9 protein-coding genes are annotated in these 12,633 nt (G+C 71.7%); 6 read left to right on the top strand and 3 right to left on the bottom strand.

Translation table 11 applies throughout. The features are described from left to right. Positions 1 to 2 precede the first annotated feature (2 nt). From ACLVWQ_RS27650 to ACLVWQ_RS27630, 5 genes are all read left to right on the top strand, one after another. Entirely contained in the window at positions 3 to 1,316 is a 1,314-nt protein-coding gene (locus tag ACLVWQ_RS27650; protein WP_414111901.1) for an ABC transporter substrate-binding protein, read from the top strand. Beyond that, a complete protein-coding gene (locus ACLVWQ_RS27645) occupies positions 1,313 to 2,272 on the top strand; it encodes a carbohydrate ABC transporter permease (RefSeq protein WP_414111900.1) in 960 nt (319 codons plus the stop codon). The genes ACLVWQ_RS27650 and ACLVWQ_RS27645 overlap by 4 nt, the downstream gene beginning before the upstream one ends. Positions 2,273 to 2,274: 2 nt before the next feature. Further along, positions 2,275 to 3,177, top strand: coding sequence for a carbohydrate ABC transporter permease (locus tag ACLVWQ_RS27640; RefSeq protein ID WP_414111899.1), 903 nt, complete (start codon positions 2,275 to 2,277; stop codon positions 3,175 to 3,177). Positions 3,178 to 3,302: 125 nt separating this feature from the next. Further along, the gene (locus tag ACLVWQ_RS27635; RefSeq protein ID WP_414111898.1) at positions 3,303 to 4,481 is read left to right on the top strand and encodes a glycoside hydrolase family 76 protein; all 1,179 of its coding nucleotides are present in this window, start codon (positions 3,303 to 3,305) and stop codon (positions 4,479 to 4,481) included. A 123-nt stretch (positions 4,482 to 4,604) separates the two neighbouring features. Further along, positions 4,605 to 7,814, top strand: a complete 3,210-nt coding sequence (locus tag ACLVWQ_RS27630) for an alpha-mannosidase (protein ID WP_414111897.1) — start codon at positions 4,605 to 4,607, stop codon at positions 7,812 to 7,814. Between the two features lie 63 nt (positions 7,815 to 7,877). On the opposite strand, the gene ACLVWQ_RS27625 is transcribed toward ACLVWQ_RS27630, so the two are convergent. Both ACLVWQ_RS27625 and ACLVWQ_RS27620 read right to left on the bottom strand, forming a co-directional pair. Further along, entirely contained in the window at positions 7,878 to 9,056 is a 1,179-nt protein-coding gene (locus tag ACLVWQ_RS27625; RefSeq protein ID WP_414111896.1) for a cytochrome P450, read from the bottom strand. Positions 9,057 to 9,177: 121 nt separating this feature from the next. Further along, positions 9,178 to 9,786, bottom strand: coding sequence for a TIGR03086 family metal-binding protein (locus tag ACLVWQ_RS27620; protein ID WP_414111895.1), 609 nt, complete (start codon positions 9,784 to 9,786; stop codon positions 9,178 to 9,180). A gap of 299 nt (positions 9,787 to 10,085) precedes the next feature. On the opposite strand from ACLVWQ_RS27620, the gene ACLVWQ_RS27615 reads away from it, so the two are divergent. Then, entirely contained in the window at positions 10,086 to 11,627 is a 1,542-nt protein-coding gene (locus tag ACLVWQ_RS27615; protein ID WP_414111894.1) for a multicopper oxidase family protein, read from the top strand. Between the two features lie 60 nt (positions 11,628 to 11,687). Here ACLVWQ_RS27615 and ACLVWQ_RS27610 read toward each other — a convergent pair whose 3' ends face one another. Then, positions 11,688 to 12,617, bottom strand: coding sequence for a LysR family transcriptional regulator (locus tag ACLVWQ_RS27610; protein ID WP_414111893.1), 930 nt, complete (start codon positions 12,615 to 12,617; stop codon positions 11,688 to 11,690). Positions 12,618 to 12,633 lie beyond the last annotated feature (16 nt).

Below are 12,633 nucleotides of genomic sequence, written 5' to 3'. Positions count from 1 at the left end.
CCATGAGATCAATCGGCGGGGCGACAGCACGGTCGTCCCACCCGCTCGGCCGCCGCAGCGTCCTGGCGGGCCTCGGAGCGGGCGGTGCGGCCGTGCTGGCCGGCTGCGCCCGCGGCGACAGCACCGCGGTGAAGCCCGGCACCGTCTCGCTCGCCAACGACAACGCCACCTGGGACCAGGGCTACGTCGCGGCCGGGCGGGAGCTGAAGAAGCTCACCGGCTACGCACTGCGCCCGCTGTCCAACCCGAACCCCACGTCGTACCGGCAGGTCACGCAGATCTCGCTGCAGACGACCAAGGCCACCGACCTGATCAAGTGGGCCTCGGGCTATCTCCTCAAGTCGCTGGCCCGCACCGGGGAACTCAGCGATCTTTCCCCGCTGTGGGCCGACTACGAGCGCAAGGGCTGGGTCACGGCCCAGACCCGGGACGCGATGTCCTACCGCGGCGCCGTGTACGGCCTGCCGCTCTACGAGTCGTACTACGTGCTCTTCTACAGCAAGGCCGTGTTCCGCAAGCACGGTCTGCGGGCGCCCGGCACCTGGGAGGAGCTGCTGCACAACGCCGAGGTGCTCAAGAAGGCCGGCGTCGTCCCGTTCGTCGCCACGCAGAGCGGCAACTGGCCCGCCTACGAGTGGTTCCAGGAGCTCGTCAGCAAGGTGGACCCCGCGTTCTACACGAAGCTGATCAGCGGGAAGGCGCGTTACACCGACCCGCAGGCGCACAAGGCGCTGCAGATCTGGCAGGACTTCATGCGCAAGGGCTGGATGACGCCGGCCGACTTCGACCAGAACAACGGTCCGGCCGCGCTGAAGGCCGGGCGGGTCGGTATGTTCCTGCACGGCTCCTGGCAGTCGCAGGGGATCGCCGCCACCGGTATGAAGCCGGGTGTCGACTTCGACGCCTTCGTCATGCCCCCCGTCACCTCCGCCGCCCGCCGCTCCGTCATCACCGAGTCCGGGGTGCTCGCCGTCCCGCGCAAGGCCGTCTCGCACGAGGCCGCGATGGCGAGCGCGGCGAACTGGCTCGACCCGAAGGTCCAGAAGGTGTGGACCGACTTCCTCCAGGACGCCTCGGCCAACCCCCGCTCGCGGCCCGGCAACCCGGTGATGGCCGCGCTCAAGGACCGGGCGCTGCGCGAGCACTGGACGCTGCTGCCGCGCTACGGCGAGTCGGGCCCGCCCAACCTCATCCAGGGAAACACCGACGACCTGGGGAGCTTCATGACCGGGGCCGCCTCCCCCGAGAGCACGCTGCGCAGCATGGCGGGCCGGGCGGCCGAGGAGTGGGCCACGTGGGAGAGGGACGAGGCATGAGTTCTTCCCTCGACCAGCGCAGGCCGCCGCTCCCCGGGCCGCACCTCCCGTCGGGGCCGGGCCCGGCGGGCTCCGTACCCGCGCGGCGCTCCGCCCGGCGGATCCGGGACAGGCTGGCCGGTGCCGGGTTCCTGGCCCCCGCCGTGCTCCTGGTGAGCGCGCTGCTGCTGCTCCCGTTCGCCACGACCGTGTACCGGAGCTTCTTCGACGACCGGCGCGTCTCACGCTTCGCCGGTCTCGACAACTACGCCCTCTTCCTGAACGACCCCGTGCTGACCCGCTCGATCCAGAACACCCTGATGTGGGTGGTCGGCACGGTCGCGCTGCCGCTCGTGCTGGGCCTGGCCATCGCCGTCCTGACGCACGGCGCCGGGTGGTCCCGGGCGGCCCGGCTGGTCGTCGTCCTCCCCTACGCCCTGTCCGGCTCGGCCGTCGCGGTGGTGTGGAACTTCGTCCTCAACACCGACGGCGCCGCGAACCAGGTCCTCAAGGCGTTCGGCATGGGGTCGTTCGCCCAGGGCTGGCTGCTGGAGTGGCCGGGCAACACCCTGGTGATGATCCTCGCCAACACCTGGCAGTCGGCGGGCGTCGCGGTGATCCTCTTCCTGGTCGGGCTGCAGACCATCCCGCCCGAGACGCTGGAGGCCGCCTCCCTGGACGGCGCGGCGGGCTGGCGGCGGTTCTGGTTCGTCGTGCTCCCCCAGCTGCGCACCGTCTCGGTGATCGTCGTCGGCACCAGCCTGGTCAACGGGCTCAAGTCCTTCGACCTGATCTGGGTGCTCACCCAGGGCGGGCCCGGCCGGCAGTCCGAGACGCTCGCGGTCTCGATGTACCAGGAGACCTTCCTCGCCCTGCACCCCGGAGCGGGCGCGGCGGTGGCGGTCGTCCTCACCACGATCGTGCTGGTCACCTCGTGGCTGTATCTGCGGCGTCAGCTGACCCCGAAAGGCACCTGATCATGCCCACCACCCCCGTCCCCGGCACCGACACCGACAATGGCGCCGACACCGGCCGCAGCACGACCGGGCGCACCCCGCGCACGCGGACCACGCCCGGCCGGATCCTGCGCAACGCGACCCTGGTCGTCATCTCCGTGGCCTGGGCGGTGCCCACCTGGCTGCTGCTGGTCAACGCCCTGGTGCCGGCCGCCGACTACGGCGGTACGCCCCACTGGTGGCCGCAGGGCTTCGGCCTCTTCGACAACATGTCGCAGGCCTGGACGAAGGCGGACCTCGGCCCGTCCATGGGCAACAGCCTGCTCTACGCCGTCAGCAGCGCCGCCGCCGCCATCCTGGTGGCCACCACCGCGGCGTTCGCGACCGTCGTCATGCCGGTCAGGCACAAGGCGCTGTGGTTCTGGCTGATCTACTCGGGGACCCTGCTGCCGCTCCAGGTCTTCCTGCGCCCGCTGTTCCTCGCCTACGCCGACACCGGCCTCTACGACGCCCAGTTCGGGCTGTTCCTGGTGTACGTGGCGATCGCCGTCCCGTTCGCGTACTTCATCATGCGCAACTTCGCGCTGACGCTGGCGCCGGAGATCATCGAGGCCGCCCGGATGGACGGCGCGTCCTGGTGGCGGATCTTCTGGCAGATCCATGTGCCGCTCTCCCGGTCCGCCATGGTGGCCGCCTTCGTCTTCCAGTTCGTCGCCGTCTGGAACGACCTGCTGTTCGGCATCACGCTCTCCACCAGCAAGAACATCCGCCCGGTGATGGCCGCGCTCGCCGAACTCCAGGGCAACTACTCCAATGTGGGGCCGCCGGTGGTCCTCGGCGGCGCGCTGCTGGTCTCCCTGCCGACGGTCGTCCTGTTCTTCTCCGCCCAGCGCTTCTTCGTCAGCAGCCTCAAGCTGCACGGCTGAGCCCCTCCCGGCCGCCTTCCCGGCGTTCCGCGCTTTCCCGGGCCTTCCCGGCTTCCTCGGACTTCCAGCTTGCTCGGACCTCCAGCCTCCTCGACCCGATCGACCTTCCCGAAAGGCAGACCAAGGTGAAGACACCCGTACGCGCCGCGCTGGCGCTCGCCGTCCTCTCCGGAGCACTGTGGGCGAGCCCCGCCGCCGCGGCCGGCAGCGACCGGGAGACGGCGCCCGCCGCCTGGACCCACCGCGCCGAAGTCACCTACGACGCGTTGCAGCGGCACCTCTACCAGGGCCCGCAGGACAACGGCCTGTACCTGGAGAAGACACCGCGCGCCGAGGGGGAGAACCCCCACTCCTACCTCTGGCCGCTGCGCGAGGCGGCCGCCGCCACCGTCGACATGGCCGAACTGCCGCGCGTCGGTGCCCGCTACGAGCGCGACGCAGCCGAGCGCTTCACCACCCTGCGGCTGTACTTCGACCCGCGCGACGGCAGGCCCGGATACGACTCCTACCTGCCCGCTCCCCTCGGCCAGGGCGGCGACGTCTTCTACGACGACAACGCCGTGGTCGGGCTCTCCTTCCTGGACCAGTACCGGGCGACCGGCAAGAAGCTCTACCTCGACCGGGCGCGGGAGACCTACGAGGTCGTCGGCAGGGGCTGGGACGAGGACCCCGCCAAGCCGTGCCCCGGAGGCATGCGCTGGGTCGACTCGCCGAACAACACGATGCGCGCCGCCAACGTCACGGGGCTGTCCGCCCAACTGGCCGCGGAGCTCTACGCCGTCGACCACGACGACCGGTTCCTCGCCAGTGCGAAGAAGTGGTACGAGTGGAACTGGTCGTGCCTGCGCCGGTCCCCCGGCCTCTACGACAACAGCCGCGACGACGACGGCACCGTGAACACGACCCTGTGGTCGTACAACTCCGGCGCGATGATCGGCACCGCGGCGACGCTCTACCGCGCGACCGGTGACCGGAGCTACCTCGACCGTGCCGTCCAGGACGCGGACGGCTCACTCGCGTACTGGAAGCAGGGCGACCGGCTGCACGACCAGCCGGCGATCTTCAACGCCTTCTACTTCGACAACCTCCGCGTCCTGAACGAGGTGCGGCCCGACCGCGCCTACCGTACGACCGCCGCCGCCTACGCCGAGCGGACCTGGCGGGAGAACCGGACGCCGTCCGACGGGCTGTTCCGCTTCCAGCCCTCCGGGGGCGGCGACCACGCCCCCGCCGCACAGGCCGAGACGCTCGAACAGTCCGCGATGGTGCAGATCTTCGCCGGTCTGGCCACCGACCGTTCCTGAGCCTGCCCCCTCCGAAAAAGGGGCCTCGACGCCCCGGCCCCGAGCAGCACGTCCTGGCAGCACGTCCTGACAGCACGCTCTGACAGCACGTCCTGGTGACACCCACGAGTGGAGATCTCTCCCATGCCCCGCCCCGCACTTGCCCGTCCCTCCTGGTGGGACTCGAACATGGCCCGAGACATCCTGCGCGAGCGCGCGGTGTCGGCCGAGGGGTACCTCGGCGGACACCGGGTCAGGCTCTCCTGCGAACCGCTGCTGCGCCACGACGGCGCGGGCGGGCTGCTCCAGTCCGTCCGCGTCACGGCGGACCGGCCGCTCACCCGCGCCCGCGTCACCACCGTCGACGGCGGCGCCGTGCGCTGCGACGTCCTTCCGGCACCGGCACCGGTGCCGGGGTCGGGTTCGGGTTCGGGTTCGGGGCCGGGGCCGGGGGCGAGGTCGGGCACGAGCACCCGGCTGCTGGTCCCGGAGGTGGACACACCCACCACGGTCCGGGTCGAGCTGCCGGAACTCGCCGACGCGGAGAGCGTCGAGGTCCTGCTGACCCCGCAGCGCCACTGGACGCTGCACCTCGTCCAGCACGCCCACCTGGACATCGGCTACACCGACCCGCAGAGCACGGTGCTCGCCGAGGGCCGCAAGTACCTCGACTCCCTGCTCGAACTGTGCCGCACCACCGACGACTGGCCCGACGAGTCGAAGTTCCGGTGGGCGGTCGAGGGCTTCTTCAGCTACGAGAACTGGTCGCGGAACCGGCCGCCGCGGCAGGTCGCGGAGTTCCTGGACCGGGTGCGCGAAGGGCGCATCGAGCTGACCGCGATGCCCTTCAACCTGCACACCGAGACCTGCTCCACCGACGAACTGCACGAACTGCTCCGCCCGATCAGGGAGTTGCGGGAGCGGGACGGCATCGACATCACCACGGCCATGCAGACGGACGTGCCCGGCCAGGTCGTCGGACTGCCCGACGTCCTCGCGGAGAGCGGGATCCGCTATCTGTCGGTCGCGCACAACTGGGCGGGGCGCGCGGTGCCGCACCACACCGGCGGCCAGGACCTGCCGCGCCTGTTCCGCTGGCGGGCGCCGAGCGGGCGCGAGGTGCTGGTGTGGCGTACCGACACCCCGCACGGCCTCGCCTACATGGAGGGCTCGATCATCGGCTTCGACGAGTCCTACGACCGCGTCGACGACCTGCTGCCGGACTACCTCTCGGCGATGACGAACCACCAGTACCCGCACGAGGGCCGCGGCATCCCCGGATTCCCCGTCCTGGACGAGGAGTTCGACGGCGCCCCGTACCCGTGGGACGTCCTGCACCTCAGGGTCCTGGGCAAGTTCGCGGACAACGGACCACCGCGCCGCGTCATCGCGGACACCGTGCGCCGCTGGAACGAGGAGTGGGCCTTCCCCGTCCTGCGCACCTCGCGCAACGAGGACTTCTTCGCCGACGCCGAGGAACGGCTCGGCGACCGGATCGAGACGTTCGAGGGCGACTGGACGGACTGGTGGGTCGACGGTGTCGGCGCGGGAGCCGTGCCACTGGCCGCCACCCGCGACGGGCAGGCCGCGCTGGCCGACGCCCAGACCGTCGCGGGCCACGCGGAGATCCTGGGGGCACCGGGCGGGGCCGGGATCACCGGGGCGGCCCCCGAGGTGTACCGCGCCGCCTCCCTGTTCAACGAGCACACCTGGGGCGCCGGCGACCCCTGGACGCACGGCGACCACGGGCACGCGTCGGGCGAGCGGCAGTGGCACTGGAAGTACGCCCAGGCCCTGGGCGCCCACGACGGCGCGCACACCCTGCTGGACGCCGCGGGTGCGGCGCTGGGAGAGCGGCTGGCCCCGCGCGAGGGGACGCTCGCCGGCTACTACGTTGTCAACACGTGCAGCTGGGAGCGGTCCGAGGCGGTCAGGCTCTTCCTCCCCGAGAGCACGGTGCCCCTCGCCGACGCGGTGCGGGTCGTCGACTCCCGCGACGGCACCCCGTTGGAGGTGACGGAGGAGGCGCAGAGCAACGAACTCCACCGGGCGGCCGGCCGCTTCCTGCTGTTCCGGCTGGCCGGTGTGCCGGCCCACGGAGCGGTACGCGTGGACGTCGAGCCGGCCCCCGCCACGCCGGCCGGCGCCTCCGCCCAGGCCGACACCTCCGCCCAGGCCGACGCCGCCACGTCGGCCGGCGCCTCCACGGTCCTGGAGAACGAGTTCCTGCGCGTCCACGTCGACCTGGCGTCCGCGTGCATCGACTCGATCGTGGACCGGCGCACCGGCGGTGAGCTGGTCCGCCAGGACGCCACCGTCGGCTTCAACGGCTACCTGTACGACGAGTACGCCACGGCCGGCGGGTTCAACCACCAGTCGAGCAAGACCACGGCCGACGACTCGATGCACCTGCTGGCGACCCGGCGGACCGCTCCCCCGGCGGCCCTGGTGGAACGGACCTCGGACGCGACCGGCGAGTCACTGGTCTACGAATGTGCCCCGGCCGGCGCCCGACGGCTGCGGGTCAGGGTCCATCTGCCGCGCGGGAGTGCCCGGATCGACCTGGAGAACCGGATCGACAAGGCCGCGACCCTGACGAAGGAGAGCGCGTTCTTCGCCTTCCCCTTCGCGATGCGCTCGCCGGTCGTGCGGATGGAGGCGACCGGCGGAGTCACCGGTACGGGGCTGCCCACGGTGCCCGGTTCGGCCCGGCACATGCGGGCGGTACGCCGCTGGGTCAGCCTCCAGGAGGGCTCCCTGAGCGCGGCGCTGGCCACCCAGGACGCCCCGCTGATCCAGGTCGGCGGGATCGCCGTCCCCTACGTGCCGTATCCGCAGTCCCTGGCGCAGGAGGAGCCCGGGACGGTGTTCTCGTGGGTCCACAACAACATCTGGGACACCAACTTCCCCTCGGAGCAGGCGTTCGACCACGTCTTCCGCTACAGCGTGGGCTGGCAGGACGCACCGGCTCTCGGCGGCGCGGTGCTGGGCCTGCGCACGGCCGCCGTCGGCAGCCGGCCCCTGACGGCGGTCCGGGCCGGCCGGGCGGCCGAACCCGACCCGGTCACCTCCTACGCGCTGCTGACCCTCGACGACCCGCGGGTGCGGGTGGTCGGGCTGACCGTGCCGGAACCGGGACGGCTGCTCGTACGGCTGCAGTCCTTCGCCGAGGAACCCGTCACCTGCCGGCTCACGCCGGGCTTCCCCACCGCCGGGGCCGCGTCCGCCGACTACCTGGGCACCCCGGGCACGCCGCTGCGAGCCGACCCGGACGGCGCCCTGCCGGTCCCGGTGCCGCGGCTCGGCACGACGGCGGTGTCCCTGACGACGGAACCCGTACAGGACCCGAACTGACCGAGCCTTCCCGAAGCCGCGGCAGCCCTGCGGGAGTTCCCCGGGCTGCCGCGGTTCCGCGCCTCAGCCCGCGAGTTCGATCGCCACCTCCAGCTGGTCGAGACCGCGCAGCCCGTTGTTGATCATCGGCCGGTGTCCGAGTATCTCGAAGCCGGCGACCCGGTCGGCGAGCCGTTCCAGCAGCGCGCTCATCTCCAGCCTGGCGAGGTGCATCCCGACACACACGTGCTCTCCCCGGCCGAAGGCGAGGTGGTCCGAGGGGCGGCGGGTGATGTCGAAGCGCGCCGGGTCCGGGTAGTGCCGCTCGTCGCGGTTGGCGGAGGCGTAGAGCAGCGCGACCCGGGAGCCGGCGGCCAGCGCAGATCCGCCGATCTCGTGGTCCTCGGTGAGTACGCGGCTGAACTGCGGCGCCGGGGTCTCCAGCCGCAGCGACTCGTTGATCGCGTGCGGGATCAACGAGCGGTCCGCGCGCAGCAGATCCCACTGGTCGGGGTTGCGGGCGAACAGCGCGACCGCGTTGGTGATCGCGAGGATGGTCGTGTCCAGGCTGGGGGTGACGTAGTCGAGCATCATCACCGGGCACTTGTCGCGCGGTATCTCGCCGCGGTCGGCGGCCTCGTACAGGTGTGCCGCCCAGCCGTCGGGGTCGATCTTCCCCGGCACGGCGTCGTTCATGGCGAAGGCCATGAACTCCTCGACGGCCGGCCCCGCCGCGGCGGCCCGCTCGTCGGCGGGCCCCTGGGTGTTCCAGATGGCCGCGGCCCACTCCAGCATCTTCTCCCGGCCGTGGTCGGGGAGCCCGACCAGGTCCGACACCACGGTCATGGGCAGGTACTCCGCCAGCTCGGTGACGACCTCGAACCGGCCCCGGCCGACGAGCCGTTCGACGACCTGGTCGGCCTCGGCCTCGATCCGCGGAGTCACCTCACGCATCCGGTCCGGCCGCAGCGGCCGCCCCAGCACCGAGCGCATCGCCGTGTGCTCGGGCGGATCACTGCACAGCGTGATCCCTTCCAGCTGGGCGTTCACTGCCGGGTCCACGAACACCCCCCGCGCCGACGAGAACGTCTGCCAGTCCATCAGCGCGGCGCGCACCTCGTCGTAGCGGGGCAGCGCGTAGAGGTCGTAGCGGGACAGGTACACCACGGGCCCGAGATCCCGGAGTTCGGCATAGATGTCGTACGGGTCGATGCGGGCCGATTCGGTGTAGAGATCGACATCGCTGGTGGGTATGGGGGACAACAGGGCTCCAGGAGACGGGTGGAGAGACGATGAGGAGTGCAAGCAAGGGAGTGGAAGGGCCCGTACGGATCCGGTGAACCCGGTGGACCCGGTGGACCCGGCCTAGGTCAGCCGCTTTCGGTCAGCCGCCCTCGGTGACGGGCGTGGGCGTCCAGTCCGGTGACCGGCCCGCGAAGCCCAGCAGCCGGTCCAGCGCCGGGGCGTCCGGGCTCACCGGCACCTCGGGGGCGAACGGCATGCCCGCGCCCCGGTACTCCGGTCCGATCTGGTCGGCGAGCAGCGCGTACGCCTGCTCCACCGCCGCGGGACCGGGCTGCCAGGCCTGGCCGGTGGCGCGGGCGACGTCCCAGCCGTGCACCACGGCCTCGGCCACCAGCATGCTCAGCACGTAGTCGCCGGGGAACGTGCCGCCCAGCGCGGGCACCCGCACGGGGACCGTCTCGACGCCGCAGGCCAGGGCCGCGCGCACGGCCGCCGACAGCTCGCCGATCGCCGCGACCAGGACCTCGGTCCCGTCGGGACCGGCGTAGGCCCGCGGATCCGGCCGCCGGTCGCCTTCGGGGTCGGCCAGGACGACGGTGAAGTACCCGATTCCGCCGAGCAGGTGCCGGCGCAGCGAGACCACGTCGAGACCGGCGCACGGCGTCGGCGCCGTGTCCTGCTCGGGGGTCGTCGTGCCGATCACGCGTGCCAGGTGGTCCAGGACGGGGAGCACCGGGTGAGAGGACATCGGTTCCATTTCGCTCTACGGGATGAACACGGGCTGCGGGCGGCGGGAGCCGGGAGGTGTTCCGCGTCCCGTGGCGGTGCGGCGACGGCACCGCGGTCCCGGCAAAGCCTGGGAGAACCCTTTCGCGACGAGGAGTCCTTCGCGTCGGTGAGAACTACGTACGTCAACGAACGGAACGTCTACGTACGCCGAGGTCGGACCGGGGGCGCCGCATCCGCGGGCTGAGCCGTCGGCGGGTCACCGGATCTACGTAATTTGCGCCGACGCGACGGGAACCTCCGGCGCGGAACGGTGTCCCCATGAAACGACGCACAGTGCTCAAGGCCCTCGGATACGGCATCGGGGGTTCGGTCGTCCTCACCGGCGGCGGTTACGGCATCTACTACACCGCCGCGAAGCAGGACACGGTCGGCGATGTCGACTTCGACAAGGCCCTGACGATCCCGCCGCTGGCGGAGTCGAAGGTCGACGCGTCAGGTGTCCGGGTCTTCACGCTCGGCATCCAGTCGGGCGAGACCCGGTTCAAGTCCGGCTCGGCCACTCGTACCTGGGGCGTGAACGGCACGTACCTCGGTCCGACGATCCGCGCGCGGCGCGGCGAGCGGGTCGGGTTCGACGTGAGCAACGGCCTGGACGAGGACACCTCGCTCCACTGGCACGGAATGCACCTGCCCGCGGCCATGGACGGCGGACCGCACCAGGTCGTCCCGGCCGGCGGGACCTGGCGGCCGCGGTGGACGATCGACCAGTTGCCCGCGACGCTCTGGTACCACCCGCACATGCACGGCTCGACCGCGGACCACATGTACCGCGGCCTGGGCGGGCTGTTCATCGTCGACGACAAGGAACTGGAAGACGACGACAAGGAAGGCAAGAACGGCAAGGAAGGCAAGGCGTCGAAGCTGCCGTCCGAGTACGGCGTCGACGACATCCCGATGATCGTTCAGGACCGCGCGTTCGACGGGGACAACCAGTTCGAGAAGCGGGTGCCGCTGGGCGGTTCGCTGGGCGTGATAGGCGACGAGGTGCTGGTCAACGGCACGATCGGCCCGTACGTCGACGTCACGACCGAACTCGTACGGCTGAGGCTGCTCAACGGTTCCAATGCCCGCCTGTACAACTTCGGGTTCTCCGACGACCGGACGTTCGCCCTCGTCGCCACCGACGGCGGCCTGCTCGCCCGGCCGTGGAACACCGAGCGCCTGTACCTCTCGCCGGGGGAACGCGCCGAGATCGTGGTCGCCTTCAAGCCGGGAGAGCGGGTCGAACTGCGCTCCTACGCGTCCGAGTACGGCGGCTTCCTGGGCCGGGTGGACGGCTTCGACGACCGCCTCGACATCTGCCAGTTCCGGGCCGCGGCCACCCTGTCCGACGGCGCCGAGCTCCCCACCTCGCTCGGCACCGCGCCGGACCTCGCCGCCGAGCACGTCACGATGGAACGCTCCTTCGTGCTCGCGTCGGACCAGATCAACAGCCGGTCGATGGAGATGGACCGCATCGACTTCGGCGTCCTGGAGGGCACCGTCGAGGTGTGGGACGTGGTCAACGACAACGGGTTCCTGCACAACTTCCACGTCCACGACGTGCAGTTCCAGGTACTGACGGTCGACGACGACAAGCCGGAACCCCACCTGCGCGGCTGGAAGGACACCGTCCTGCTGGCCCAGGGGAAGCACTACCGGCTGGCGATGCGCTTCCACGGCCACACCGACCCGAACACGCCGTACATGTACCACTGCCACCTGCTGCAGCACGAGGACGACGGAATGATGGGCCAGTTCGTGGTCCTGGGCAAGGGCGAGAAGGTCGGCACCGTACCCCAGGCCCACCACCACGCCTGAGGTACCCGGCGAAGGACCGGGCCGCGCCGCCACGCCCGAGCACACCGGACGCCACGGCACTCACGCCCGGCCCAACCGCAGATCGAGTGCCGCCCCCACATCGGGGCAGTTCCTGCGGACGGTGTCGAGGAAGGCGCCCAGCGCCGGGGAGCGGTCCCGGTCGGCGAAGGACAGGACCAGGTCGGGCAGCGCCGTCCTCGGGGTCACCTCGCAGAACCGGATCCCCGGTCTCGGGGCCTCCCTCATGCGGGAGGGCCCGAGGCCCACGCCGACCCCGCAGGCGGCCAGGCCCATGATCGTGTGCACGTCCCTGGCCATGGTGGCGCCTTCCAGCGCGGCGGCGTCCTCGCCCAGCAGGACGCGCAGCCCGGTGGCGACGGCCGGCTCGTCCTCCCCGGCGGCCACGATCAGCGGCTGTTGCCGCAGCTGGTCCACGCTGACCGAGGCCTGCCCCGCATAGGGGTGCGCACTGCCGACCACGGCGATCAGATGGTCGTGGCCGACCGGCACGGACACCAGATGCTCGGCGCCCGCTCCCCGGGGCGGTCCGAGGGTGACGGCCACGTCCAGCTCTCCGGCGACGAGGGCGGCGGAGCTGCGGCCGGACGCCATCTCGTGCAACTCCAGCCGCACGTCGGGCCGTTCGCGGCCGAACCGGCCCAGGACGTCCGGGAGCGGGTCGAGCAGCGCGGAGGCGATGAATCCCAGCCGCAGTCGGCCCGTCTCACCGCGCGCCGCCCGCTCGGCGTCGGTCCTGGCCGCCGCCATCTCCTCCAGTGCCCGCCGCGCCCGCGCGAGGAACGCCTCGCCCGCGGCGGTCGGGAGCACCCCCTGGCGCGTACGGTCGAACAGCCGGGCCCCGGTCTCCCGCTCCAGGTCGGCGATCTGCTTGGACAGCGGCGGCTGCGCGATACCCAGCGCGCGGGCGGCCCGTCCGAAGTGTCCGTGCTCGGCGAGGGCGAGGGCGTACCGCAGATGCCGCGCTTCCATGACCCTGACCCGCTCC

Origin of the sequence: Streptomyces sp. CWNU-52B, from assembly GCF_047444975.1 — a bacterium.
In the GTDB taxonomy this organism is placed as follows: domain Bacteria; phylum Actinomycetota; class Actinomycetes; order Streptomycetales; family Streptomycetaceae; genus Streptomyces.
The sequence above is the reverse complement of the archived record's forward strand: the minus strand, read 5'-3'. Positions and strand labels throughout refer to the sequence as shown.